25 protein-coding genes are annotated in these 23,896 nt (G+C 62.9%); 14 read left to right on the top strand and 11 right to left on the bottom strand.

All coding sequences use genetic code 11. The features are described from left to right. Positions 1 to 426 precede the first annotated feature (426 nt). The 3 genes from JQK88_RS00980 (at position 427) to JQK88_RS00990 (ending at position 2,437) form a co-directional block, all read left to right on the top strand. On the top strand, positions 427 to 1,665 hold the full coding sequence (locus JQK88_RS00980) for an MFS transporter (RefSeq protein WP_203277223.1): 1,239 nt from the start codon (positions 427 to 429) through the stop codon (positions 1,663 to 1,665). Positions 1,666 to 1,722: 57 nt separating this feature from the next. Next, positions 1,723 to 2,118, top strand: a complete 396-nt coding sequence (locus JQK88_RS00985) for an acyl-CoA thioesterase (RefSeq protein WP_112561014.1) — start codon at positions 1,723 to 1,725, stop codon at positions 2,116 to 2,118. Positions 2,119 to 2,233: 115 nt separating this feature from the next. After that, positions 2,234 to 2,437, top strand: coding sequence for a hypothetical protein (locus tag JQK88_RS00990; RefSeq protein WP_203277224.1), 204 nt, complete (start codon positions 2,234 to 2,236; stop codon positions 2,435 to 2,437). 160 nt (positions 2,438 to 2,597) lie between these two features. Here JQK88_RS00990 and JQK88_RS00995 read toward each other — a convergent pair whose 3' ends face one another. Next, the gene (locus JQK88_RS00995) at positions 2,598 to 2,966 is read right to left on the bottom strand and encodes a winged helix-turn-helix transcriptional regulator (RefSeq protein WP_192257835.1); all 369 of its coding nucleotides are present in this window, start codon (positions 2,964 to 2,966) and stop codon (positions 2,598 to 2,600) included. Positions 2,967 to 3,055: 89 nt separating this feature from the next. Between JQK88_RS00995 and JQK88_RS01000 the strand changes: the two genes are divergently transcribed. Further along, entirely contained in the window at positions 3,056 to 3,661 is a 606-nt protein-coding gene (locus JQK88_RS01000) for an NADPH-dependent FMN reductase (protein WP_192257837.1), read from the top strand. Between the two features lie 123 nt (positions 3,662 to 3,784). On the opposite strand, the gene JQK88_RS01005 is transcribed toward JQK88_RS01000, so the two are convergent. After that, a complete protein-coding gene (locus JQK88_RS01005; protein WP_203277225.1) occupies positions 3,785 to 5,086 on the bottom strand; it encodes a glucoamylase family protein in 1,302 nt (433 codons plus the stop codon). Positions 5,087 to 5,345: 259 nt separating this feature from the next. Between JQK88_RS01005 and JQK88_RS01010 the strand changes: the two genes are divergently transcribed. From JQK88_RS01010 to JQK88_RS01025, 4 genes are all read left to right on the top strand, one after another. After that, entirely contained in the window at positions 5,346 to 5,900 is a 555-nt protein-coding gene (locus JQK88_RS01010; RefSeq protein WP_203277922.1) for a winged helix-turn-helix transcriptional regulator, read from the top strand. Continuing rightward, on the top strand, positions 5,897 to 7,000 hold the full coding sequence (locus tag JQK88_RS01015) for an HlyD family secretion protein (protein WP_203277226.1): 1,104 nt from the start codon (positions 5,897 to 5,899) through the stop codon (positions 6,998 to 7,000). Before JQK88_RS01010 ends, JQK88_RS01015 begins: the two co-directional genes overlap by 4 nt. A gap of 7 nt (positions 7,001 to 7,007) precedes the next feature. Further along, positions 7,008 to 8,564 carry a DHA2 family efflux MFS transporter permease subunit gene (locus tag JQK88_RS01020; RefSeq protein ID WP_192257909.1) on the top strand — a complete coding sequence of 519 codons (1,557 nt, stop codon included), beginning with the start codon at positions 7,008 to 7,010 and terminating at the stop codon, positions 8,562 to 8,564. Between the two features lie 136 nt (positions 8,565 to 8,700). After that, positions 8,701 to 9,579: a DMT family transporter gene (locus JQK88_RS01025; RefSeq protein ID WP_203277923.1), complete on the top strand. Its 879-nt coding sequence runs from the start codon at positions 8,701 to 8,703 to the stop codon at positions 9,577 to 9,579. A 13-nt stretch (positions 9,580 to 9,592) separates the two neighbouring features. On the opposite strand, the gene JQK88_RS01030 is transcribed toward JQK88_RS01025, so the two are convergent. Both JQK88_RS01030 and JQK88_RS01035 read right to left on the bottom strand, forming a co-directional pair. After that, entirely contained in the window at positions 9,593 to 10,903 is a 1,311-nt protein-coding gene (locus tag JQK88_RS01030; protein ID WP_192257842.1) for a hemolysin family protein, read from the bottom strand. A gap of 76 nt (positions 10,904 to 10,979) precedes the next feature. Then, complete coding sequence (locus JQK88_RS01035) at positions 10,980 to 11,894, bottom strand: LysR family transcriptional regulator (RefSeq protein WP_192257844.1); 915 nt, start codon at positions 11,892 to 11,894, stop codon at positions 10,980 to 10,982. Positions 11,895 to 12,023: 129 nt separating this feature from the next. Here JQK88_RS01035 and JQK88_RS01040 point away from each other — a divergent pair, with 129 nt between their 5' ends. Further along, positions 12,024 to 13,046 carry a zinc-dependent alcohol dehydrogenase family protein gene (locus JQK88_RS01040; RefSeq protein WP_192257846.1) on the top strand — a complete coding sequence of 341 codons (1,023 nt, stop codon included), beginning with the start codon at positions 12,024 to 12,026 and terminating at the stop codon, positions 13,044 to 13,046. A gap of 18 nt (positions 13,047 to 13,064) precedes the next feature. Here JQK88_RS01040 and JQK88_RS01045 read toward each other — a convergent pair whose 3' ends face one another. The 4 genes from JQK88_RS01045 to JQK88_RS01060 all read right to left on the bottom strand — a co-directional run bounded on the left by JQK88_RS01045 (position 13,065) and on the right by JQK88_RS01060 (position 16,449). After that, positions 13,065 to 13,772 carry an LssY C-terminal domain-containing protein gene (locus tag JQK88_RS01045; protein ID WP_203277227.1) on the bottom strand — a complete coding sequence of 236 codons (708 nt, stop codon included), beginning with the start codon at positions 13,770 to 13,772 and terminating at the stop codon, positions 13,065 to 13,067. A gap of 64 nt (positions 13,773 to 13,836) precedes the next feature. Beyond that, entirely contained in the window at positions 13,837 to 14,637 is an 801-nt protein-coding gene (locus JQK88_RS01050; RefSeq protein WP_203277228.1) for an extensin-like domain-containing protein, read from the bottom strand. A 105-nt stretch (positions 14,638 to 14,742) separates the two neighbouring features. Further along, entirely contained in the window at positions 14,743 to 15,822 is a 1,080-nt protein-coding gene (locus JQK88_RS01055) for an extensin-like domain-containing protein (protein ID WP_246749749.1), read from the bottom strand. A 201-nt stretch (positions 15,823 to 16,023) separates the two neighbouring features. Next, positions 16,024 to 16,449 (bottom strand): DUF3775 domain-containing protein, encoded by a 426-nt coding sequence (locus tag JQK88_RS01060; RefSeq protein WP_112561002.1) that lies wholly within the window; start codon positions 16,447 to 16,449, stop codon positions 16,024 to 16,026. A gap of 217 nt (positions 16,450 to 16,666) precedes the next feature. Here JQK88_RS01060 and JQK88_RS01065 point away from each other — a divergent pair, with 217 nt between their 5' ends. Next, positions 16,667 to 17,215 (top strand): tetratricopeptide repeat protein, encoded by a 549-nt coding sequence (locus JQK88_RS01065; protein WP_192257854.1) that lies wholly within the window; start codon positions 16,667 to 16,669, stop codon positions 17,213 to 17,215. Positions 17,216 to 17,501: 286 nt separating this feature from the next. Further along, positions 17,502 to 17,975: a transcription elongation factor GreA gene (greA, locus tag JQK88_RS01070; protein WP_112561000.1), complete on the top strand. Its 474-nt coding sequence runs from the start codon at positions 17,502 to 17,504 to the stop codon at positions 17,973 to 17,975. Positions 17,976 to 18,006: 31 nt separating this feature from the next. On the opposite strand, the gene waaC is transcribed toward greA, so the two are convergent. Genes waaC through rfaD form a run of 3 tightly spaced genes read right to left on the bottom strand, consistent with a single transcriptional unit; the run spans position 18,007 to position 20,908 of the window. Then, complete coding sequence (waaC, locus tag JQK88_RS01075; protein ID WP_203277230.1) at positions 18,007 to 18,981, bottom strand: lipopolysaccharide heptosyltransferase I; 975 nt, start codon at positions 18,979 to 18,981, stop codon at positions 18,007 to 18,009. Then, complete coding sequence (gene waaF / locus JQK88_RS01080) at positions 18,978 to 19,985, bottom strand: lipopolysaccharide heptosyltransferase II (RefSeq protein ID WP_203277231.1); 1,008 nt, start codon at positions 19,983 to 19,985, stop codon at positions 18,978 to 18,980. The genes waaC and waaF overlap by 4 nt, the downstream gene beginning before the upstream one ends. Further along, entirely contained in the window at positions 19,958 to 20,908 is a 951-nt protein-coding gene (gene rfaD, locus JQK88_RS01085) for an ADP-glyceromanno-heptose 6-epimerase (RefSeq protein ID WP_192257860.1), read from the bottom strand. The genes waaF and rfaD overlap by 28 nt, the downstream gene beginning before the upstream one ends. A 143-nt stretch (positions 20,909 to 21,051) precedes the next feature. On the opposite strand from rfaD, the gene JQK88_RS01090 reads away from it, so the two are divergent. The 3 genes from JQK88_RS01090 to rfaE1 all read left to right on the top strand — a co-directional run bounded on the left by JQK88_RS01090 (position 21,052) and on the right by rfaE1 (position 23,896). Next, a complete protein-coding gene (locus tag JQK88_RS01090) occupies positions 21,052 to 21,288 on the top strand; it encodes a type II toxin-antitoxin system Phd/YefM family antitoxin (protein WP_192257862.1) in 237 nt (78 codons plus the stop codon). A 359-nt stretch (positions 21,289 to 21,647) separates the two neighbouring features. Next, positions 21,648 to 22,280 carry a LysE family translocator gene (locus tag JQK88_RS01095; RefSeq protein ID WP_203277232.1) on the top strand — a complete coding sequence of 211 codons (633 nt, stop codon included), beginning with the start codon at positions 21,648 to 21,650 and terminating at the stop codon, positions 22,278 to 22,280. Positions 22,281 to 22,402: 122 nt separating this feature from the next. Continuing rightward, entirely contained in the window at positions 22,403 to 23,896 is a 1,494-nt protein-coding gene (gene rfaE1 / locus JQK88_RS01100) for a D-glycero-beta-D-manno-heptose-7-phosphate kinase (protein WP_203277233.1), read from the top strand.

Consider the following 23,896-nt stretch of genomic DNA (forward strand, 5'->3'; position numbering starts at 1 on the left):
CAGCCTAGACGCGGCAGGCTCGCCGCGTCGCCGCGCCTTCCGGCATGCGTTGTGAAAAAAGCGACTGGTTCTCACCGACCGTTTGTGAAGAAAGCGACCAGCAATCCAGTTGCCGGCCCATCCTGGACATCTGTCCGAGCGCAACGAAAGATCCGTCCTGCAGCCCCACAGAAATCGGCCGCGAAGTCTCCACGCTGTCGACGCCAAGGAAGCTGCCTTGACGGCAGGCGACTATCCGCCTAGCTCTATCGCCATGAACATCACAATGGTTTTCGTCGTGGTAGGGGAGCGCATGGGCGGGACGGTGTAACCGTCCGGCGAAAGCACCCATGCGCGGTAAGCAGGCTCCTGACGGGGCCTTTTTTTGTGCCTGGAATGGGCCGCCTCGTCAGATTCAACTTGTCTCCTGGACAGGCGAACGCGATCATGACGAGCGATAACTCCACCCGGCATCCCGGCACATTCGGGCAAACGGTCATCACCGAACCCGCAGCCCCACCCCGGCTGATGACCCTCATCTTGCTTTCGGCTCTCGCCGTGTTGCCGGTGAATATGATTTTGCCGTCGCTGCCGAACATCGCTGCAACATTCCAAGCCGATTTCGCATTGGTCAATCTCTCCGTTGCCGGCTTCGCCATTATCACAGCCGTAATTGAGGCCATCGGCGGCGCACTATCGGATCGATTTGGACGCAGGCCGGTCGTCTTGATGTCCCTCTCGATCTTCATTGTCGCGTCTGTTGGTTGTATCCTGGCCCCCAATATCGGCACTTTCCTTGTGTTCCGCGCGCTGCAGGCATGCATAGGCCCCTGCTATTCCGTCGCTCTGGTCATCATCAAGGAGACATCCGAAGAGCGCGAGGCGGCCAGCAAATTTGGTTATCTCGCCATGGGGTGGGCGCTGGCACCCATGGTCGGTCCTTTGCTTGGCGGGTCACTGGACGAGCTGTTCGGATGGCGGTCAAGCTTCGTGGTCTTCGCTATCCTCGGGGCAGCCGCGCTCGCTCTATCCATGCGTGAGATCAAAAGGGCAGCCGGGCTACGGCCAAGATCGACCAGCTACATTGCCTCCTACAGGCTGTTCCTCAGCTCAGCGCGGTTTTGGGCCTACACGCTGTGTATGGCCTGCTCGATGGGAGTGCTTTACGTGTTCCTGGGAGGAGCACCATTGGTCGTCGGTGACGCGCTCGGCGGATCAAGCACGAAACTCGGCCTTTACATGGGGTTGGTTCCGACCGGCTTCATTCTCGGCAGCTATCTGGCCGGGCGTTACGCCTCGAAGAGTTCGCTGGGCGCCGTCCTTGTCTTTGCACGCCTGCTGACGTGCGGCGGTCTGTTGGTCGGGCTGATCCTGTCGAGCTTCGGCGTCACTCACATTCTGGCTTTCTTCGGTCCTTGCGTGTTCATCGGCGTGGGCAACGGATTGACCATGCCCGCCGCCAACAGCGGTGCATTGTCGATACGGCCGGATATGGCTGGCACCGCGGCAGGACTGGCTGCCGCGATGAGGATCGGGGGTGGGGCAGTCATCGCCTCTATCGCCGGTCTGTTCCTGGCCAGTTCGATCCCTGCGCTTTTCGTCATGATGCTGATATCGGCAGCATTCGCCTTGTTGGCGGCATTGCAAGCTGCTCGTCTCGATCGGCGCGCTCTCACATCGCGTTGACCTCCCGGCGCCGTGACGCTACGGGATCGAGGGCAATCGTTTCGGGGGATTTGGCGCATGGTGCATTACGCGGACGGACAGCCGATCGGCGATCTGACCTTGCGCACGCTGGCCATGCCGGCCGATGCCAATGCGGCCGGCGATATCTTTGGCGGCTGGGTGATGGCGCAAATGGACCTTGCCTGCGGCATCCGCGCCGCCGAACGCGCCAAGGGCCGCGTGGTGACGGCGGCGGTCAAGGAGATGTCCTTCGCCAAGGCGATGAAGATCGGCGACACGCTGTGCATCTACACCCATGTCGAGCGCGTCGGCCGCACGTCGATGACGCTCAAGGTCGAGGCTTGGGCGCAGCGCTACCTCTCCGATCTGATGGAGAAGGTCACTCACGCCGATTTCGTCATGGTAGCGCTGGATAGCGACGGCAAGCCGAAGCCGATTCCAGCGGAAAGCTGAAGCAGTCGATTCTGCCAGGCTTGCGCTTATGTAACATCTCCCGCGCGGGCGATGCGCTGCGCGACATCCAATGGTTGCCTTTCCATCCGATTCTACGGATGGCGGAGGGAAGACAATGCGTCAACACATGCTGAACGGCTGGCTCGTGGCGGCCCTTGTCGCGGTGATCTGTCTGCTTGGCACCACTGCCTATACCGAGATCAGGAAAGAGCTTCCAAGCGTCGCCTGCAAGCACGACCGGACAGTCGACAACCAGCGAACTACAAGGGCCGATACGTGCAGCACGATGTGCTGCAGCAACCCTGCGTCAAAGGCCTGAAGGCCTCTCGGCGAAGACGCTTATTCGCCTCAAAATGATGGTGCGCCGGCGAACGAGATGCGGCAGCTGGATCGCGACGGCGTGGCCGAGGATGCCAGGCGGACCCAGCCAAATCTGAACTGCGTGTCTTCGAGGACGAAGTCCTTGCGCTGCAAGGGGTTCAGGCGTGCACGCCGTCGAATTTTTCACGCGCTGCCTGGACGCGTACGGTGTTTTTACGCGCCCATTCGCCCAGCGCACCGACGGGGACCAGCAGCTCATGGCCTAGCTCGGTCAGCTCATAATCGACGCGTGGCGGGATGGTCGGGAACACGGTTCGGGTGACGAAACCGTCGCGCTCCAGGCCACGCAAAGTGGTGGTCAGCATCTTTTGCGAAATGCCGCCGACGGCGGCGCGCAATTCATTGAAACGCAGCGGTCCGCCGCCGAGCTTGCCGACGACCAGCACCGTCCATTTGTCGCCGACGCGCTGCAGGATTTCCGAGACCGCGCGGCAGTCTTCGGTGTTGTGCGGGTGCCTCAGTAACAAAACGGTGCCTCCTTGCGCAGTGGTTTGACAGTATCTCATATAGCGCCGGTATCCAAACGATACCAGCTTTTACATATATGGAGAGCCCCATGTCCAAGCCCAAAATCGCCATTGTCGTCGGTTCGACACGCGCCGCGCGTTTCGCCGATGTGCCCGCCCAGTGGATCGCCAAGATCGCAAAATCGCATGCCGACATCGACGTCGAGATCGTCGACCTGCGCGACTGGCCGCTGCCCTTCTTCGACGAAGTTGCTTCGTCCGCCTGGGCACCGTCGCAGAACGAAGTTGCGCAGCGTTGGCAGAAGAAGGTCGCCGAGTTCGACGGCTTCATCTTCACTGCCGCCGAATACAATCACGGCCCGACCGCTGTGCTGAAGAACGCTATCGACTATGCCGCCAATGAATGGAACAAGAAGCCGGCCGGCTTCGTCGGCTATGGCAGCGTCGGCGGCTCGCGTGCTGTCGAGCACCTGCGCCTTGCCGCCGTTGAGCTGCAGATGGCGCCGGTCAAGTCCGCCGTCCACATCGCCTGGGGCGATTTCCTGGCGGTACGCCAGGGCGAAAAGAAGCTTGAGGAGATCGAGCATCTGAACCAGGCTGCTGCCGCGCTGGTCAACGATGTCGCCTGGTGGGCCCGGGTGCTCAAGGCTGCGCGTCAGGCCGACGCGATTGCCGGTGAAGCCCAGGCGGCCTGAGCCTTATCCTCCCAAGGATCAAATCATCTTCCCAAGGGGGCGGCGCTTGCGCCGCCCTTTTTCAGTTCCGCGAATTCGTTGGTGCCTTGAGTATCTTGCTCGATTAATCGCGCCGGCCGCCCGTCACAGCCAACCGCCGGAAAATCCGGCTCGGCGCAGTCCGGTGGCGACGGCCGGCACGCCGCGCATCAGCTGCCACAGGAAGTCCGACCGGTAATTCTCGATCATCAGGGCGATCGGCCCCTGATTGATGCCGACGTGGTCCGATGATACCCAGCCACAGGCGCGGCCGTCGGCTGCGGCGATCGTCGGATTGAAGCTTGCGACGAAGCCGTAAGGATTGCCCACGTGCAGGTCCATCTCGTGAAAATGGCGCAACGCCGGCAGCACGATTTCCGGCGCAAAGGGCAGGGAGGTAATCGCCGCCCATGGCGACAGCGTGCCGTCATCGGGGCCGAAAGGCGCGCCGCGCGCGAGATAGCCGAAGAAGCGGCGGCCATCGATCGTCATTTCCCCTTTGATTGGACCTGGGCCATCGCTGGCGGTGACGCCCCAGCAATTCTCGCCGTAGCCGCTTAGCCCCTTCGGATTGCGGATGGCGTAGTCGCGATGCAGATAGGTCGCCTGGCGGCTGTTCTGGAAATAGTCGCTGTCGTGATCGCGCATGAAGGCATCGCGGATGCCGCGAAAATCGATCCAGATATGCGAGAACTGGTGGATGAAGAGCGGGCCGGCATAGACCAGTTCGCGGCCGTAGATTGTCTTCCACTTGTAGCTGGACAGCCAGGCCGCGTAGCTCTCGGGCGGCAGCGGATGGGTCGGCGAGCCCAAACCCAGCACGTACAGGATCAGCGCTTCGTCAAATCCTTCCCAGCGATAGCGCAGGAAGCCTTTTTCAGGCCGCCAGCCATGGGTAAAGGTGGCGCCGCCATTCTGCGCCCAGCGCCAGTCGGCGCGGCGGTAGAGCGCATCGGCGAGCTGGCGGATTTCCAGTTCGGATCCATCGTCCTGGTCAAAATAGGCGCCGGCGGACAGAACGCCCGCAAGCAGGAGCGCGGTATCGACCGTGGACAGCTCGCACTTCCAGACGCGGCGGCCGGTCTGCATGTCGAGGAAATGATAGTAGAAACCCTTGTAACCGGTGGCATCGGGCTCTGGCCCATGCGGAGCGTTCCAGAAGAAACGGAGCGTGGCGAGCGTCCGCTCGATTGCGGCCGCGCGCGTCATGAAACCGCGTTCGACACCGACGGGATAGGACGACAGAGCGAGCCCGACGGCGGCTATGCTAGCGGGTGACGTTGGCGTGTTGCGGTCGGCGACCAGGCCGTTGGCAGGGTTGGCCTCGTTGAGAAAATACTCGAAGGACAGACGCTGGATATCTTGGAGAAGCTCGTCGTTTAGCGCGTGTTCGTTCGATGCATCCATGGCTATCGATATAGAGGCTTTGGCTGCGTTTCCCAATCTCTCAGTGGATCAATCATGGGTGAGGCAGGCTGCTTTCGGAGTCCGTACTTTCGCCATGCAAGCGAGCATCTGACAAAGCCCTTCTGACGCCACGTCGCGGGCATTGCTTGCCGATCTTGAGCCGCCACGCTCGTGTCCCTTGCTCGATCACGTCCGAGTGAATTGCATAATGCAACTCACACCGCTATCTGTAGCTTTCATTATGAAAGAGACCGTTGTCATGGTTGCAAAGACAAGCTTCGAAAATCGCCCATGTCCGATTGCGCGCAGCCTCGATGCTGTCGGTGAGTGGTGGAGCATCCTGTTGCTCAGGGACGCATTCCAGGGTCTGGCGCGCTTCGACCAGTTTCAAAAGAGCCTGGACATTGCGCCCAATATTCTGACGCGGCGGCTGAACAGCCTTGTCGAGCGCGGCCTGTTCGAAAAGCGCGTCTACTACGAACGGCCGCTTCGCCATGAATATGTGCTGACCGCCAAGGCGCGCGATTTTCGCCCGGTTCTCCTCTCGCTGCTCGCCTGGGGCAACAAGCATCTGGCCCCCGAAGGCCCGAGCCTGGTGGTGGTGGACAGGGCGGATGGACGCTGGGCCGATCCGGTTCTGGTCGACCGCCAAACCGGCAGCGAACTCGACAGCGAGGGCTTCACCCTGGCGACTGGGCCGACTGCCACCAACCGTATGCGGCAGCGATATCGCTTCAGCAGCGCGGGCTCAGGCCTTCCGCTTATAGAGAATACGGTGATTGAGCACAGGTCGGATGAGGCGCGCCGCCAATGAACAAGGTTCTTTCCGCCGCCGAGCTGCAGCCGGCGCAGCCCCCGGTCGTGCAAATTCCCGCACCCGCCAAAAAGCGCCGCAAGCCGTGGCTAACGCTGGCAGCCGTGATCGTCGTCGGTGCCGCCGGATGGTATGGCTTCGACTGGTGGCAGGCCGGCCGCTTCCTCGTCTCTACCGACGATGCCTATGTCGGCGGCAACGTCACGCCGCTGGCGCCGCGGGTTGCCGGCCACATTGATCAGATCCTTGTCGAGGACAACCGGCACGTCGCCGCCGGACAGCTCATCATCCGCATCGACGACCGGCCGTTCAAGGCGGCGCTGGAGCATGCTCAGGCGTCCGTCCAGCAGCAGCAGTCTGCCCTCGACAATCTGCGCGCCCAGATATCGTTGCAGAATTCGGTGATCGAGCAGGCCGAGGCCGATCTCGAAGCCAAGAGCGCTGCCGCGACTTTCACCGCCCAGGATGCCAAGCGCTATGAAGTGCTGGCCAGCACCCGGGCCGGAACGCAGCAGGATGCGCAGAGAAGCCTCGCCGCCGACGGTCAGGCCAAGGCTACCGTTGCCGCCTCGCGCGCCGGGCTTGCCGCCGCCAGACAGCAGCTCGACGTGCTCAACACCCAGATCGCGGAAGCGACCGCAGCTGTCGCGGCGGCCAAGGCCGACGTCGATACGGCCGAGCTCGATCTCGGCTTCACTGAGATACGCTCACCCATCGACGGCGTCGTCGGCAATAGGCTGGCGCAAGTCGGCAGCTATGTCTCGCCGGGCAGCTATCTCCTGACCATCGTTCCGGCCTCCGGCCTGTGGGTCGACGCCAATTTCAAGGAAGACCAGCTGCGCGACATGACCGACGGCCAGGCTGCGACGGTCTACACCGACATTGCGCCCGATGCGCCGCTCAAAGGTCACGTCACCAGCCTGGGGCCCGCGACCGGGGCGATCTTCAGCGTGATCCCGCCGCAGAACGCGACCGGCAATTTCACCAAGATCGTCCAGCGCGTTCCGGTCCGGATCACGATCGATCCGGACCAGGCGCAGAAAGTCGCGCTGCGGCCGGGTCTGTCGACAACGGTCACCGTCGATACCGCGTCACGCTGAGGACGCCATGCCGGAGCGCCAGGAATCCTTCATCACCAGCATCCTGCCGTTCATGGTGATGTGCGTGGGGATGTTCATCGCGCTGCTCGACATCCAGATCGTGGCGTCTTCGCTGCAGGACATCGGTGGTGGTCTGTCGGCGGCACAGGACCAGATCGGCTGGGTGCAGACCTCTTACCTCGTGGCGGAAATCATCGTCATCCCGCTGTCGGGCTGGCTGACCCGCGTGTTCTCGACACGCTGGCTTTTCACCTTCTCGGCAGCCGGCTTCACGCTGGCCAGCATGCTGTGCGGCTTCGCCTGGAGCATCGAAAGCATGATCGTGTTCCGCGCGCTGCAGGGGCTGCTCGGCGCGTCGATGATCCCGACGGTGTTCACCTCGTCGTTCCACTATTTCCAGGGGCCGAGGCGGGTCTATGCGGCGGCGGTGGTCGGCAGCATCGCGTCGGTCGCGCCAACGCTCGGCCCGGTGATCGGCGGCTGGATCACCGACACGCTGAGCTGGCATTGGCTGTTTTATGTCAACGTCATTCCCGGCACCATCATCACCATCCTCGTCGCGCTGCTGGTCAAGATCGACAAGGCCGATCCGTCGCTGCTGAAGGGCGCTGACTATATAGGCATGGTGCTGATGGCGGTCAGCCTCGGCACGGCCGAATATGTGCTGGAGGAGGGCACGCGCTGGAACTGGTTCGACGACGCAACGATCCGCAACGGCGCCATCATTGCCAGCGTTACCCTGGTTCTGTTCGTCATCCGCAGCCTGACCTATTCGCAGCCGGTGGTCGACTTTCGCGCCTTCGGCAACCGCAACTTTGCCATCGGCTGCTTCCTCTCCTTCGTCACCGGCATCGGCATCTTTGCCACGATCTATCTGACGCCGCTGTTCCTCGGCTATGTCCGCGGCTACGACGCCTTCCAGACCGGGGTGGCGGTGTTTTCCACCGGCGTCGCCTCGATGGTCGGCGTGCCCGTCTACATCTTCCTCGCCAAGCGCTTCGACACGCGCTGGCTGATGATGTTCGGGCTGGCATCCTTCGGCGCCTCGATGTGGAGCTTCAGCGCCATCACCAGCCAGTGGGGCGCCGCGCAACTGCTTCTGCCGCAGATCTTTCGTGGTTTTCCGCAGGTCTTCGCCGTGGCGCCAAGCGTCAATCTCGGCCTCGGCAGCCTGCCGCCGGAGCGGCTGAAATATGCCAGTGGCCTGTTCAATACGATGCGCAATCTGGGCGGCGCGGTGGGCATCGCCATTTGTGGCGCGATCCTGAACGACCGCACCAACTTCCATTTTCTGACCATCGCCTCGCATCTGACGCCGCAAAACGAGGCGGCGATGCGGCTCCTCGACAATGTCGGGCAGCGCTATGGGCAGTTGCCGGGTGCTGTCGACGATGGTCATGCCGCGGCGCTGAAGCAGCTCTGGCAACTTGCCTATCGCGAGGCCTCCACCATGGCTTATGCCGATGCGTTCCTGGTCATCATGGTTGCCTTCGTCATCGCCACCGCGCTGGTTCCCTTCCTGCGCAACGTCACGCCGAAGGCGCCGCCGCCGGACGCGCACTGAGGCAAACTTGCCTTGGACCGGCATATGGGACAGGGCTGCCATCTGGCCCTGCCGTTTTGCCCTGATATATCGGCCGCGATCCATCACATGAGCGGTCCCCGTGAAATCATCCAGCCTGACAGGCGTCGTTTCCCCCATGATCCCGGTGCTGGTCTGCGCGCTTGCGATCTTCCTTCTGTCGGCCATGGATGCGGCGATGAAGGTGCTGGTCATCGCCGTCGGCGTCTACAACACGGTGCTGTGGCGAAGCATGCTTGCGACCGTGGTCGCGGGCACGGCCTGGGCGGCGGGGCCGCGCACGCTTCCCAAGCCTTCCGTGCTCAAGCTGCATGCGCTGCGTGCCATCGTCGTCGGTATCGTCCTTCTGTCGTTCTTCTGGGGGCTTGCTAGGCTGCCGCTGGCGGATGGGATCGGGCTTAGTTTCGTCGCGCCGCTGTTTGCTCTTCTGCTGGCCGCGCTGCTCTTGGGCGAACGCATACAGCGGCAGGCGATCTGGGCGTCGCTGGCGGGCATTGCCGGTGTCGTCATCATCATGGCCGGACAGTTCGGGCAAGGGAACTATACCGGGGATGCTCTGCTTGGCACGGTGGCTGTGCTCGCATCGACGGTGTTCTACGCCTACAATCTGATCCTCTCGCGGCGGCAGGCGCTGGTGGCCAAACCAGTCGAGATCATGCTGTTCCAGAACCTGTGCGTTGCCGCTGTCCTTCTCCCCGCCGCGCCCTGGCTGGCGGTTTGCCTGCCGGGCAATCTCTGGCTTCCCTTGGCCGGCGTGACGGCACTGTCGCTCTCCGGCCAATACCTGATGAGTTGGTCCTATGCGCGCGCCGAAGCGCAATATCTGATCCCGACGGAGTACTCGGCCTTCATCTGGGCGATCGTGTTTGGCTGGCTGTTCTTCGACGAGGCGGCGACCTGGACCACGCTGGCTGGCGCCGCCCTGATCGTTGCCAGTTGCCTGATCGCCTCGCGTTCCAATCCAAGACTTGCCGAACCGATCGAAGCTGCGGTCTGAAGCGGCGCTGTTGTCAGCGCACCACTTCGCGATGGCCGCTCGGCAGGCGGGTGGCGATCAGCTTGTCGATGCGGCGGCCGTCGAGGTCGACGACCTCGAAGCGCCAGCCTTGCGCGTCGACGCATTCGCCGGTCGCCGGCAGATGGTGCATGTGCGACAGCACATAGCCGGCGACGGTCTCGTAGTCCCGGTTTTCCGGCAGGTCGATGCCGAGAACTTCCGCCATCTCGTCGGCCTGCATGTAGCCGGCGAGCAGCCATGAGCCGTCCTCGCGCTTGACGGCGTTTTCCTCCTCGCCGGCGTCGAGGTCGGCGCGGAAGACGCCGGTGATGGCTTCCAGAATGTCGGCGGGGGTGACGATGCCTTCGAAATGGCCGTATTCGTCATGCACCAGGGCCATCGGCACGTCGGAATCCTTCAGCTTCTGCAGCACGTCCAACGCGTCGGCCTGGTCATAGACGATGGGGGCGGCGCGCACATGCTTGCGTGGGTCGAGCGGGCGGCCGGCAAGGATCGCCGCCAGCACGTCGCGGGTCTGGACGACGCCGACCATGACATCGACGCCGCCATCGCCCGCCGGCAGGCGCGAATGCTGGGTGTCCATCAACAGCTTGCGGATGGCGCTCTCATCGGCCTGCAGATTGATCCAGTCGACCTCGGTGCGCGGCGTCATCACCGCGCGCACGGCGCGGTCGCCGAGCCGCATGACGCCGGCAATCATGCGCCGCTCGTCGGATTCGATGGTGCCGTGATGCTCGGCCTCGGCGACCAGCATCTTGATCTCCTCGTCGGTGACCTTCTCCTCGCTTTCGCCGCGCTGGCCAAGCAGCCAAAGGACGGCGCGGCCGGAAATGTCGAGCAGGAAGACGACCGGCGCCGAGACGGTGGCAAGGATGGTCATTGCCGGGGCTGCCCTGACGGCGACCCGCTCGGGGTCTCTCAGCGCGATCTGCTTGGGCACCAGTTCGCCGACGATCAGCGAGAAATAGGTGATGAGGGCAACGACGATGCCGACGCCGAGCGGGTCGGCGATGTTTTCGCGGATGCCGGTGGAGGCCAGGTACACCGACAGCCTGTCGCCCAGCGTGGCGCCGGAGAAGGCGCCTGACAAGACGCCGACCAAAGTGATGCCGATCTGCACTGAGGACAGGAATTTGCCGGGGTTGGAGCCGAGCGCCAGCGCGCGGCCGGCGCCTCTGACGTTGCGGTCTATCATCGTCTTGAGGCGGGCTGGGCGCGACGAGACGATGGCAAGCTCGGACATTGCCAGAAGGCCGTTCACGCAGATGAGGACGGCCACGGTAGCGATTTCGACGTATAGCATCAGGGGTCAATAGCATTGCCGCGCGGTTTTCGAAAATAGATGGCCGCGATTTTTCAAGACGATGGGCGCGGGTCTTTCAAGCGGCATCCCAAGGCGGCGACGAAAAACGCTCGACCAGGGCATCGACGACGACGCGAATTTTCGGCGCCAGGTTGCGTGTCACCGGCCAGATGGCATGCACGGCGACGTTTTCGAGCAGACAATCCGACAGAACCATCTCGAGTTCGCCGCTTTTGAGGCAGTCGGCCGCCAGCCAGGTTGGCAGAAAGGCAATACCGCAGCCCGCAAGCGCTGCATCCAGCATCGGTTCGCCATGACCGAGGACGAGCCGCGCTTTGGGCACGAATTTTCCGAGATGTCCGTCGCTATGCCTTACGGTCCAGGGCCGGACGACGCCGTCGCGGCCGTAACCGATGACGCTATGGGCGGCAAGATCCTCGATCGATCGCGGCCTGCCGTGGTTTTCGAGATAGGCAGGGGCGGCGCAGATTGCCGAGCGCTGAGCATAGATGCGACGCGCGGCGAGCGACATGCTATCGTCGAGATCGCCCATGCGGATGGCGAGATCGATGCCTTCCTCTATCAAGTCGACGCGCCGGTCATTGAAGGAGATTTCTACGGTCAGATCCGGGAACTGCCTGGAAAGATCGAACAGAACAGGGGCGACACAGCGGCGGCCGAAGGCCAGAGGCACGTCGACACGAAGCCGGCCGGAAGGCACCTGGCGACGCAAGGCAATCAACGAGTGGGCGGCCTCGATCTCAGCCAGCGCCCTGACACAGGCTTCATAGTAGCTGACGCCTTCGCTGGTTGGGCTGAGGCTGCGAGTGGTGCGGTTGAGCAGGCGAACGCCGAGGCGCTGCTCCAACTGCGCAATCGTCTTGCCGACCGCCGATTTCGTCACATGCATACGTTCGCCGGCACCGGTGAAGCTGCCGGCCTCCACCACCTGGACGAAGGCGACGATGCCTTGCAGGTTAGCCGATTCCATTGGTCATTTCCTATTGTAGAGTTCAGATATTCAATCTGTTGCCGAATATGCCGCATCGAAGCCCTATTTTCCATAGTGAAATCGCATAGATGTCTCTCCCGTGACGTCAATCACGGAGCGCGAAACAAGATGAGCACCCAAGTCAACAGATCCTGGCAGATGACCGGCTTTGGCCTGTCCAGGCTGGAAAGGGTTGAAGACAAGGTTCCCGAGCCAGGCCCGCGCGAGCTTCTGGTGCGAACCAAAGCCGTATCCCTGAACTACAAGGACAAGATGATCATCGACGGCACGCTGATCCCGGACCTTGTCTTTCCCTTTGTGCCGACATCCGACGCACTGGGCGAGGTGGTGGCCGTCGGCAAGGAGGTCAGCCGTTTTCGCGTCGGGCAACGCGTGCTCGGCCAGGTGATCGCCGACTGGCCGGATGGCGACGCTCCACCGGTGCTGCACAAGCACACGCTGGGGTCGTCGCTCTCGGGCATGCTTTCCGATCACGTCGTCCTTGGCGAGGATGCCGCAGTGTTGGCGCCACCATCGCTCAGCGATGTCGAGGCCGCGACGCTGCCGATCGCGGCGCTGACAGCGTGGTTCGCGTTGGTCGAGGCGACCAAGCCGGTGCCGGGCCAGACCCTTCTCATCCAGGGCACCGGGGGTGTGTCGCTGTTTGCGTTGCAGTTTGCCAACGCCTTCGGTCTGCGCCCCATCGTTACGTCGAGCAGCGACGAGAAGCTCGAGCGGGCGAGGCAACTCGGTGCCTGGCAGGTGATCAACTACCGGACCCAGCCTGCATGGGACAAAGCCGCGCGCGACCTGACAGAGGGCATTGGCGTCAACCATGTGCTGGAAATGGTCGGCGGCGACAATGCGCGGCGTTCGCTCCATGCGCTGGCCGCGGATGGCCGCCTGTCGATCATCGGCATCCTCGGCGACACTGAACTCAGCTTTCCGATCCTGCCGTTCATGCGCAACCGCATCACCGTGCAAGGCCTGTCGGTCGGCCACCGCCGTGCTTTCGAGCGGATGAACCAGGCAATCGAAGCGCTGGCGCTCAAGCCGGTGATCGACAAGGTTTTTGGCTTCGATCAGGTGCCGCAGGCATTGAAGCATCTGGAGAAAGGGCCGTTCGGCAAGATCGTGATCACCATGACCTGACCCTTTGCAATCTTTTTGCTATGGCAACCGCTTCAAGACGCCGACGATGGCCTTGCCGTCGGTGAAATAGGGATCGCCGCCGCCATTGCGTCCGGCTTTGATGGCGCCGATGCCAGGGATATCGCTTACCGAGATCAACATGCCGGCAGCCGACAGGTCGTGGATCACGAGATCGCGCTCGGCGTCGATGTCGGGGCCGATATGGTGGGTAATGGCGCCGGTGTCGTGGCTCAGCCCAACGCCACGATCGAAGCTGGCCGAGCCCAGCCAGAGCGGGCGGCCATCGTCGCCGGTCGCGTCGGTGTGCCAGAAGCGGACATGATGACGTCGGTCGGCGCTGTCGCCGACCGGTTTTTCAAAGGCGAGGTCCTGGGCGCGGCCTTCGAACAGCAGCCGGCTGACCGGTGCGTCGGGATAGGGATGGTCGAACAGCACGCTTTCCCCGATTTCGATCGCGGTCTTCAGCGTCACGCCGTCTGCCGTGTCCCAGCCGGCCACGGCGAAGGCATGCACAAGCTCCTTTTCGCTGCCGACAAGGCCGACATTGATCGGGTCGCCAGGAATGCCTTGCGGCGTGTGCGTCACCATCTCGAAGGTCTGCTTGCGAAAGCCGCGATCCCTGAATGTCCAGAATTCAGGTGCGGCGACATAGGCGAGCGCCAGCCAGGCGGCCACGAAAGCCGCAAGCCAGATCGTTGCACGTCGTCTGAGGCTTTTTTGTCCCACCTGTCGCCGCCTGCCTGCGAGGCGTCACCTTATGCGGCGTGACGGGGCTTTGGCAAAGACCCGGCTAGCGGCAGGCGCGGTAGCCGCTCTTGCGGTTCTTGATGTCGAAATGGAAATGGTTGCGGTGGTCGTAATTGTAGCCGGGGCCGAGCACGGTGGTGAAATACTGGCAGCCGTCGGCGCGCACATTGTTGAGGAAGCCACGGGTGCGGAAGGCGAACAGGCCGGGCTTGCGCACGTCGATGTCGTCGCCATTGTTGAGCTCGATGCTCATGACGTCGAGTGCGTTGCCCTTGCCGTGCTCGGACAGGACGCCCTCGCCAGCGATGTTGCGGCAGGAATAGCTCGAGCCCTGGTGAATGGTCTTGACGCCGGAGAAATAGCGCCAGCGGGCCGAGGGAACCAGTTCGTTCCGGGTCCAGGCGGCGAAGCTGGCGGCCATGTCACAGGTCAATGTCGCCGCCGGTTTCATCTGGATGCCGCCAATGGCCGAAACCTTGACCGGATAGTCGATGCCGCACTGTCCCTCATGGATCGGCTGGACATCGGTGTAGACGACGCCGAGGCGCCGCAATTCTCCACGGCAGTCGGTTTCGCTGGCCGGCATCTGCTCGGCCTCCGACATCGGCTCGTCCATGCGCGGATAGGCGGCGGTCATGTAGGGATTGGACGGGACGAGCTTCTGCATGCCTTCATACTGCGGCACGGCAGCAGTCTGGGCGCCGACATCGACGGCCGGCTGCAGCGACAGCACGCTGCCGGTGTTGCAGGCAGAAACGGCGGCCAGCGCAAGGCCGGCGGTCACCATCGCTGCGCGTTTCGATTGGCGCGCGACCATCGCGGCGGCGCGAAATATTCCGGCCATGGGCGGAATCCCTGTCCCTAGATGTCCGGCAGTTTAACGATCAAGGGTAAAGGAAAACTCAGCGGCCGCATTCACGCCTGCGGCTGAAATGCGGCAGGCGGACGATCATTGGCAGAAGGTGCCGCCGTGCCGACGCGGTTCGAGATCGAGATGGAAATGCAGGGCGTGATCAGAGTCCGCGCCCGGTCCGAGCACGGTCTTGAACGGTCCGCAGGCAGCCTTGCGCACCGCGTTGAGGAATTTGCCGTCCTTTTCGGGCGGCGTTGGACCGACTTCGATCTTCCGGCCGTCAGCCAAGGTGAAGCTGGCGATATCGAGGGCGTTGCCGAAGGCGTGTTCCGACAGTTTGCGCGTACCATGGCGTGGCCGGCAGACGAAGGCCGATGCCGGGTTGATCGATTTCAGGTCGGCGCCGAATTCAGCCTTTGCCGTCGGCTGAATGACATTGGCGGCAAAGCGGGCGGCCACTTCGGCCATCGGGCAGTTGAGCTCGGTGGCGGGGCCGATGGCGATGGATTTTCCGAGCGTCTTCAGCACGATGGGATAGGGGATCGAGCAGCCGATATCGGGATTGCTTTCCGCCTTGTGCTCCTCGAATTCGACGCCAAGCACCGTCAGCCGCTCGCGACAGGCAACTTCCTCCGCCGGCATTTTTGCATCGGGCAAATCGCCCGAGCGAGGGTCGGGGAGCATCTTCTTGTCGCCGGCATCCGCGGGTTTTTCAGACGGTTGCGGGGCGACGACCGGCGGCTCGACCTCCGGCTTTGTGACGTCGGGCCTTTGTGTCGGAACGGGCACCACTGCCGGCGGCTCAGACCTACTCTCGGTATTGGTTGACGGCTCCGAGCCTGACGGCTCTGGGGCTGACGGTTCGGGCCGCGCCTGTTTTTTGTATCGGGATTTTTCTTCATTGAACCGATCGTCATCGGACCGGTTGGGCGCACCGCTGGTCTTTTGCTCTTCGGTTTTTGCGGCGCCGGTCTTCTGCGCCTCCGCGGGACGCGCCTTGGGCACCGGAACAACGCGCGAGGGTTGTACCGGAATATCGGCGGGTGAGGGTTTTGGATCCGGCTTCGTCTGTTGCACCTGGTTTAGCGTGCTATGCCGCTTGGCCCTGGGCTTCTGGCGGTGCTTGCTGCGTGGCTTCACCGGCTGGTCGGCCCGCGGTGAAAACAGCTGTTCCAACCGTTGTGACAGTGGCGTGTGATGCTTGCGACGCTGTTTGGCGTCGGCTTGCGTCAGCAGCAGGGACGTCACCAGCAGGGCCGTGACGGCCATGACCAGTGCAATCCGGAATGTTCTGGAAAAGACAAACGACCCCATCGCCCTCAACGGCGCAAGCGCCGGGAGGTTGCCTGCGGCCGATCACGATCGGTTACCCCGGCGTTACGCGCCGATCGCCTCCAGCCCTTCTTCCAGCCAGTCGGCCAGCAGCGGCATGCCGAGCAGATATTTTGCCGTGCGCTTGTTGGCGCGCTCGCGCGCGGCGGCAACCGCATCGGACCATTCCGCCGCGTCATAGTCGCCGCGGCCGACCCAGGCCAGCGCAATCAATTCGGCCGCCTCGTCGACATTGAGGTCGTTGATCAGTTCGCGCAGCTCTTCCTCGGTGAGGTTTTCAGAGCTCTCCTCCGCAAGCCCGTCATGGTGGTGATTGTCGTGCGTGTCGCCGTCGAACTCGACCTCATGCTCGGCGCCGTCGGTATAGTCTTCGTTGACGGCAGCGCTCAGACCCTTTGCCTTGAGAATGAACAGCCGCACGGTGTCCGGGCCGATCGATAGCTCCCATTCCCGTTCACGGCGCTGTTGCACTCTCTCGCACTCCGCTGGTCATTTCCCGGATGATAGCGGATTTGCAGCGCGCGTCACGTCCGTTCGGCCTGCTCGGCTCACCGCCGGCGGGATTCCGACTCGCGCGCCTGTCTTTTGAAGTGGTTTTGGCAAATAGTGTTGGCGGCGCGGCTTTTCCGGGATGAAATGGCGTCCGCCTGGCGTTAGCATTTCATCATTATCCCTCAAGGAGGCTTCGATGCGCAGACGTTTGCTGATTCAAGTTCTAGCTGTTGTCGCCCTGCCGCTGTTTGCGGCGCCCGCATTCACCGCCGGTGAAGGCGGGGGTGGTGGCGGAGGCGGCAGCGACGGCGGGAGCACGAAATGCAAGAAGGGCGAGGTCTGGGACAAGAAGCTCAAGAAGTGCGTCGCACCGAAATACGGCATGCTCGACGACGACAACATCTATGAGGCAGGCCATGATCTCGCGATGGCCGGGCGCTATGACGAGGCGATCGCCGTGCTCAGCCTGGCCGCCAACAAGCAGGATCCGCGCATCCTCAACTATCTCGGCTATTCGCACCGCCATTCCGGCCGCGTCACGGTCGGGCTCGGCTATTACGAGGAAGCGCTGCGCATCAATCCCGATTACACGCTGGTGCGCGAATATCTCGGCGAGGCGCATCTGCAGATCGGCGACCTGGCCGGCGCCCAGGAGCAGCTGGCCGAGATCGAGAAGCGCACCGGCAAAGGCTCGCGCGAATACGGCATGCTGGCCGAACAGATTTACCATTTCATGAGAAGCTGACCCCACCCCAATGGCTTCTCAAGCCGGTTGCGAGCAATCGCAGCCGGCTTTTTGTTGTCTTAGCCGCAACACAACGCCCATTCGTCGACGGCAACTCCACAATCGGCTCATGATTTTTCAAAAGCCCGCTTTTTCAGCGTGAAAAGCGCGCGAAGATCGCTATATTAGGGGAAATTGCGGTGAAACGGTTCCGTTAGCCCGAGGCTGCCGGACCCGTTTTCTTTTTGTACCCATCGACAAGGCTTTCCCCGAAACGCGGGGGTGGCGGCAGGAAAGGTTAGGCATCATGAACAAGGTCCCGATGACAGGCGAGGGGTTCGCGTCATTGAAGGAAGAACTGCGTTGGCGCCAGCAGGAAGAGCGGCCGCGCATCATCGAGGCGATCTCCGAAGCGCGCTCGCATGGCGACCTGTCCGAAAATGCCGAATATCATGCTGCCAAGGAGTCGCAGAGCCTCAATGAGGGCCGCGTCAACGAGCTCGAAGATTATATCGCGCGCGCCGAAGTGATCGACATCACCAAGCTCAGCGGCGACAAGGTCAAGTTCGGCGCCACGGTGGTGCTGGTCGACGAGGACACCGAGGAAAAGAAGACCTACCAGATCGTCGGCGACCAGGAAGCGGACGTGAAATCGGGCCGCATCTCGATCTCGTCGCCGATCGCGCGTGCGCTCATCGGCAAGGAAGTCGGCGACGCCATCGAGGTCAATGCGCCTGGCGGCGCACGGGGCTACGAGATTGTCCAGGTGCAGTTCATCTAGGACTCTGACCAGAGCGAATTCTGAAAACGTCCTATGCTGGAGCTTGGAGCTTAAGGGCTAATAGCTTTTCAGCTTCCGCAACCGCCTGCGCCGGCGTCACACGCTCTCCAACTGAGGCCAGCAGCGTTGAGGCATATTGCCCGCGCGGGCCGGTTAACCCCGGCTCCGTCGCCAGGAATACCGCGACAGTCGGCAAGCCGAAGGCGCTGGCGAGGTGGGTCAGGCCGGTGTCGGCGCCGATGACGAGCGTCGAACGGCCGAGGATCGCGGCGATGTCGGATAGCGGCGATTTCGGCACCACGATTGTTGCTGGCACCGCTTGCGCGATCGCCTCGGCCACGGCCTTCTCGCGCTCGTTCGACCAGGTGGTGACCAGCGTCATCCCCCGCCCAACCAGCAGGCGAGCGGTTCCGATCCAGTCTTCGGCCGGCCATTTCTTGTCCTCGCGGCTGGTGCCGTGGAGCAGGAAAGCCGTTTTGCCATCGATGCCGGCCGGGCCGCCAGGCGGCGGTACAATCCCTGATACCAGCGCCGATAAATCCGGCTCGTAACCAAGCGCCAGCCCGAACAGCCGCCGCGTGCGTTCAATGGCGTGCAGGTCGCGCGGCACGGCGTATTTGCGCTTGTAAAACAATGTTGCCGAGGGTTCGCGCGCGCTTGCTTGGTCGAAACCGGCAACCGGCGCGCCGGCCAGGATGGCGACAAAGGCCGACTTCAACAACCCTTGCGCATCGATGACCAGATCGTACTGGGCCGCGTGCAGTTCCCGGCGCAGGCCGGCCATCTCGCGCCATGCACCGCTGTCGAAAAGCTGCTTGCGCCAGCGCCGGATCGCCACCTTGTGGATGGTTGCGATCGCCGGATGCAGGGCGACGATGCCTGCAAAGGCCTCCTCGACACACCAGTCGAAGGAAATGTCAGGGCGGTTGCGGCGCGCATCCTCGACAGCGGGGAAGGTGTGGATGACGTCGCCCATTGAGGACGTCTTGACGATCAGTACCTTCATGCGACGGCCGGGAGTTCCAGCAAACGGTCCGCCGCCGCCGCAACCTTGGCGACATCGAGCGTCTTCAGGCAGTTGAGATGGCCGAGCGGGCAGACTTTTTGGTGACAGGGCGAGCAGGACAAATGCAGCCAGATCAGTTCGCGCTGCTCGGCGAGCGGCGGCGTGTTTTCAGGCGAGGTCGAACCGTAGACGGCGACGATCGGCGTTCCGACGGCAGCCGCGACATGCATCAGCCCGCTGTCGTTGGACACCGCCAGCCTGGCCGCTGCGATCAGGTCGATGGCGTCTTCCAGCCGCGTTTTGCCAGCGAGATCGACGACACCGGGTGCGAGCGCCGAAATGTCGGCGGTGACGTCGCGATCGTTCTTGGAGCCAATCAGCGCCACTTTGAACCCCTTCGCCATCATCTCGCGGGCGAGGCCGGCATAGCTTTCGCTCGGCCAGCGTTTGGCCGGACCGAATTCGGCGCCGGGCATCATGGCCACGAATTTTCCCGGCTGCAGATCGAAGCGGATAAGAAGATCTTTCTGATTGTCGGCATCGATGGCGAGGTGTGGCGGTTGGAAATGCCCGCCTTGGGCGAGGCCGAAATAGGCCTGGGCGGTGCGCCGCTTTACGGCATCGGGCAGTGGCACGATGTCGGTCAGCAGGCCATAGCGCATTTCCCTGAGATGACCGAAGCGGCGCGGGATGCGGGCAAAAAACGGGATCAGTGCCGATTTCCAACTCCCCGGCAGGACATACGCCATGTCGTAGCGGCCGCGCAGCAGGCGGCCGAAGCGGCGGCGAATGGTGAATTCGAGCGCGCCGGGTTTCAGCGGGAAATCAATCTGCTGGCGCAGTTCGGGCATGCGCTTGACCAAGGGGGCTGCCCAGACCGGAGCCAGCACGTCGATGCCGGCGTTGGGATGGAGTTCCTTCAGCGCCGAAAACAGGCACTGCGCCATGACCATGTCGCCCACCCAGCGTGGGCCGATCACGAGGATCGTTGGGCTTTCAGCCATTCGACATAGTCTCTGACGCCGGTTTCCACGCTGCGGAATTGCCCGTTATAGCCGGCTGCGCGCAAGCGGGACATATCAGCCTGAGTAAAACTCTGGTAGCTGCCCTTGAGGTGGTCGGGGAATTCTATGAACTCGATCTCGCCCTTGCCCAGCGTGTCGATGACCGTCTCGGCAATGGCGCGGAACGGCTGGGCGCGGCCGGTGCCGCAATTGAAGATGCCGCTTGAGCCCCGCTTCCACAGCCACAGATTGACGTCAGCGACATCGCCGACATGAATGAAGTCGCGGCTCTGTTCGCCAGGGCCAAAACCGTCATAGGCGCCGAACAGCTTCGGGTTCTCGCCACGCCCGACCTGGTTGAACAGATGGAAGGCGACCGAGGCCATAGCGCCCTTGTGCGCCTCGCGCGGGCCATAAACATTGAAGTAGCGCAGGCCCGCCACCGGCGAATGATCGGTGTCGAAAACGGTTCGCCTGACATAGTCGTCGAACAGTTTCTTCGAATAGGCATAGACGTTGAGCGGCCGCTCGAGCGCCGGGTCCTCGCGAAACTCCGAACCGCCGCCATAGACGGAGGCCGAGGAGGCGTAGAGGAAGGGGACCCGCAGCGACAGGCAGGCATGCAGCAGCCGCTTCGAATAGGCGTAGTTCACATCCATCATGTACTTGCCGTTCCACTCGGTGGTGGTCGAGCAGGCGCCCTGATGGAACACAGCCTCGATGCGGCCGAGATCGCCGGCCTCGATGCGCGGCAGGAACTCGTCCTTGTCGAGATAGTCGGCGATCTTGAGATCGGCCAGATTGGCGATCTTGTGGCCATTGGTGAGGTCATCGACGACGATTATGTCGTCATGGCCTTCGGCATTGAGCGCGGCGACTATGTTGGAGCCGATCATGCCGGCGCCGCCCGTGACGATGATCATGAAGGCCTCTGGTTGCTTGCGATTCCGGTCCTTATAAGGGAGCCCAGCCGGGCTGTCGATGAAGCAGGCGGTTGCCTACTCTTGTTGTGTCAAGCTTGTCCATTTTGTCTGTTTTGTCTATTATGTGCAAAACGGAGTTTGCGATGAAACACTATCCATCGACCGATCTGAAACAGAATCTCGGCGACGTGCTTGCAGCTGCCAGCCAGCAACCCGTCTCCATCACCCGTCACAACAAGCCGAGATACGTTCTGATGAGCATCGAGGCTTACGAGGCTCGCTTCGTCAACGACAGCCGCAGCGCTTACGCGGCCAAGGACGCTCCACCCGAACATGTCGAGATGCTTGAGGAGTACGCGGCCGGCGTAGATCGCGATTAGGCCGATTGCTGCCGACAGCGCAGTCGATGTGGTTTGGTTGCCGATAATCGCGCTAAGGCAGCGCCGCCCCTCATCCGCCTGCCGGGACCTTCTCCCCGTATAGTGACGGGGAGAAGGGGCTTGTCGCAACATGCCGCCTTTCTTGCAACGCCGGTGGTCGGCGGAACCATCGATGGGAGCGCCCCTCTCCCCGTCACTATACGGGGAGAGGATGCCGGCAGGCAGGTGAGGGGCAGCGCAAACGCCTGGCAAGACAGTTGGACGAGTTCGAAGATATCCATATCTGTGGTATCGCCAATATGGAAATGAGGGCAGTGAGGCGCAGCCCGTCAGAGACCCCAATCCTTGAGGAACAAAAAATGCCGTCGACCGAACTGCTCATTGCGTTTTTCGTCACCACGGCGATCTTCGCCTACATCCCGGGTCCAGCCATGCTTTACGCGGCCGCGCAGACCATGGCGCGCGGGCGCTGGTCGGGGCTGACGGCGGCACTCGGCATCCATCTTGGCGGTTATGTCCATGTCTTTGCCGCGGCCGCCGGCCTGTCGGTGCTGTTCCACGCCGTGCCGCCGCTCTACATGGCGGTCAAGCTGATCGGCGCGCTCTACCTGATCTGGCTTGGTGTCTCGCTGTTTCGCAAGCGCGGGGAGGGCGATGCGGCATTGCCGGCCATCGAACGGAAATCGGCGCGACGGGCCTTTTTCGAGAGCATCACCGTCGAGGTGCTCAATCCGAAGACGGCGATCTTCTTCATGGCGTTCCTGCCGCAGTTCATCGATGCATCGGCGGCTTTGCCAGTCTGGCTGCAGTTCGTCGTTTTGGGCACCATCGTCAATCTGATGTTTTCTTCCGCCGATATCGTCTGCGTGTTTTTGGCCGGTGCGGTCATCGGCCGGCTCAAGCGCTCCAGCCGGGCGCAGCGGATGATGCGGCGGGCGGGCGGGGCGGTGCTGGTTGGACTGGGCGTCCACGTTGCGCTGCAGAAGAGCTGACGGCTGCCTGACGTTGCGCTGCGTGGATTTGCGGTATATCGGCTTCGCCATGAACGATCCGGCCCGTAAATTGACAATTTTCAGCGTGATTGAGATCGGCCTTCCCTCGCATTGCCAGTGACATGATCAAGCACAATCCGCCTTCGCCCGAACCTTTGCACCGCGCCATTGCCCGCTTTGGCGACGTCGCCGTGCTGGTGGTCGGTGACTTCATCCTCGACCGTTTCGTCAATGGCGTCATCGAGCGGATATCGCCGGAAGCGCCGATTCCGGTGCTGCACGGGCGCGGCGAGACCTCGACGATGGGTGGCGCCGGCAATGTCGTCGCCAACATCGTTTCGCTGGGTGCAGCCGCTATACCGGTCTCGGTGATCGGCACCGATGTGGCCGGCGACAATCTCATGCGCATGCTGCGCGAACTCGGCGCCGATACGGCGGGCCTCGCGCAGGAGCGCGGCCGCATGACGTCATCGAAGAGCCGCTTCAGCGCGCTCAACCAGCAGGTGTTGCGCTTCGACGAGGAAGAGATCAAGCCGCTCGACGTGGCCGAGCGGGCAGGCCTGATCCGGCATTTCCGGGAAGCGCTCTCTCGCGCCGACATCGTCATCCTGTCCGATTACGGCAAGGGCATCCTGCTCGACGGCGTGGCCGCCGAACTGATCGCCATCTGCCGCGAGGCCGGGAAGCCGGTGCTGGTCGACCCCAAGGGGCGCGACTATGCACGCTATGCCGGCGCGACCGCCATCACCCCCAACCGCAAGGAGCTTGGTGAAGCGGTCGGTCATCCGGTTTTCGCCGATGACGAGATCGTCGCGGCCGCACGCGAATTGATTGCGGCGCACGGCTTCGACTTTGTCGTCGCCACGCGCAGCGAAAAGGGCATGAGCGTCGTCGGCGCAGATGAGGCGCGCCACATCGCCACCCAGGCGCGCGAAGTGTTCGACGTGTCGGGCGCCGGCGACACGGTGATCGCCAGCTTCGCGCTGGCTCTGGCCGCGGGCGCCGATCGCGTCATGGCCGCCTCCATCGCCAATGCTGCCGGTGGCGTGGTGGTGGGCAAGCGCGGCACGGCGCGGTTGACGGTCGAGGAGCTGACCGGCGCGCTGTTTCGCTCACACGGCCCGACCGCCCACAAGGACGCCATCCTCGATGCCGCATCGGCGGCGCGCATGGTGGCGACGTGGAAGGATGAGGGTTTGACCGTCGGCTTCACCAATGGCTGCTTCGACATATTGCACGCTGGCCATGTCAGCCTGCTGCACGCTGCGCGCAGCCAGTGTGACCGGCTGGTGCTTGGTCTCAACAGCGATGCCTCGGTGCGCCGGCTGAAAGGGCCGGGGCGCCCGGTCAACGACCAGCATGACCGCGCCTGTGTGCTCGCCGCTTTGGCTTCCGTCGACGCCGTCGTCGTGTTCGAGGAGGACACGCCGCTGGCGCTGATCGAGGCGCTGCTGCCCGACATTCTGGTCAAGGGCGCCGACTACACCGTCGAAACCGTGGTCGGCGCCGATGTGGTGCAGAAGGCGGGCGGCCGTGTCGTGCTGGTCGATCTCGTCGCCGGCAAGAGCACCACCGGCACGATCGGCAAATTGCGCGCCGGTGGCGCCACCAACTGA

It is taken from the genome of Mesorhizobium caraganae, from assembly GCF_016836705.1.
Classification (GTDB): domain Bacteria; phylum Pseudomonadota; class Alphaproteobacteria; order Rhizobiales; family Rhizobiaceae; genus Mesorhizobium; species Mesorhizobium caraganae.

Coding starts and splice junctions, on each gene's coding strand:
- JQK88_RS00980 (WP_203277223.1), top strand. CDS start 427: ATGACGAGCGATAACTCCACCCGGCATCCCGGCACATTCGGGCAAACG.
- JQK88_RS00985 (WP_112561014.1), top strand. CDS start 1,723: ATGGTGCATTACGCGGACGGACAGCCGATCGGCGATCTGACCTTGCGC.
- JQK88_RS00990 (WP_203277224.1), top strand. CDS start 2,234: ATGCGTCAACACATGCTGAACGGCTGGCTCGTGGCGGCCCTTGTCGCG.
- JQK88_RS01000 (WP_192257837.1), top strand. CDS start 3,056: ATGTCCAAGCCCAAAATCGCCATTGTCGTCGGTTCGACACGCGCCGCG.
- JQK88_RS01005 (WP_203277225.1), bottom strand. CDS start 5,086: ATGGATGCATCGAACGAACACGCGCTAAACGACGAGCTTCTCCAAGAT.
- JQK88_RS01010 (WP_203277922.1), top strand. CDS start 5,346: ATGGTTGCAAAGACAAGCTTCGAAAATCGCCCATGTCCGATTGCGCGC.
- JQK88_RS01015 (WP_203277226.1), top strand. CDS start 5,897: ATGAACAAGGTTCTTTCCGCCGCCGAGCTGCAGCCGGCGCAGCCCCCG.
- JQK88_RS01020 (WP_192257909.1), top strand. CDS start 7,008: ATGCCGGAGCGCCAGGAATCCTTCATCACCAGCATCCTGCCGTTCATG.
- JQK88_RS01025 (WP_203277923.1), top strand. CDS start 8,701: ATGATCCCGGTGCTGGTCTGCGCGCTTGCGATCTTCCTTCTGTCGGCC.
- JQK88_RS01030 (WP_192257842.1), bottom strand. CDS start 10,903: ATGCTATACGTCGAAATCGCTACCGTGGCCGTCCTCATCTGCGTGAAC.
- JQK88_RS01035 (WP_192257844.1), bottom strand. CDS start 11,894: ATGGAATCGGCTAACCTGCAAGGCATCGTCGCCTTCGTCCAGGTGGTG.
- JQK88_RS01040 (WP_192257846.1), top strand. CDS start 12,024: ATGAGCACCCAAGTCAACAGATCCTGGCAGATGACCGGCTTTGGCCTG.
- JQK88_RS01050 (WP_203277228.1), bottom strand. CDS start 14,637: ATGGCCGGAATATTTCGCGCCGCCGCGATGGTCGCGCGCCAATCGAAA.
- JQK88_RS01065 (WP_192257854.1), top strand. CDS start 16,667: ATGCGCAGACGTTTGCTGATTCAAGTTCTAGCTGTTGTCGCCCTGCCG.
- greA (WP_112561000.1), top strand. CDS start 17,502: ATGAACAAGGTCCCGATGACAGGCGAGGGGTTCGCGTCATTGAAGGAA.
- waaC (WP_203277230.1), bottom strand. CDS start 18,981: ATGAAGGTACTGATCGTCAAGACGTCCTCAATGGGCGACGTCATCCAC.
- waaF (WP_203277231.1), bottom strand. CDS start 19,985: ATGGCTGAAAGCCCAACGATCCTCGTGATCGGCCCACGCTGGGTGGGC.
- rfaD (WP_192257860.1), bottom strand. CDS start 20,908: ATGATCATCGTCACGGGCGGCGCCGGCATGATCGGCTCCAACATAGTC.
- JQK88_RS01090 (WP_192257862.1), top strand. CDS start 21,052: ATGAAACACTATCCATCGACCGATCTGAAACAGAATCTCGGCGACGTG.
- JQK88_RS01095 (WP_203277232.1), top strand. CDS start 21,648: ATGCCGTCGACCGAACTGCTCATTGCGTTTTTCGTCACCACGGCGATC.
- rfaE1 (WP_203277233.1), top strand. CDS start 22,403: ATGATCAAGCACAATCCGCCTTCGCCCGAACCTTTGCACCGCGCCATT.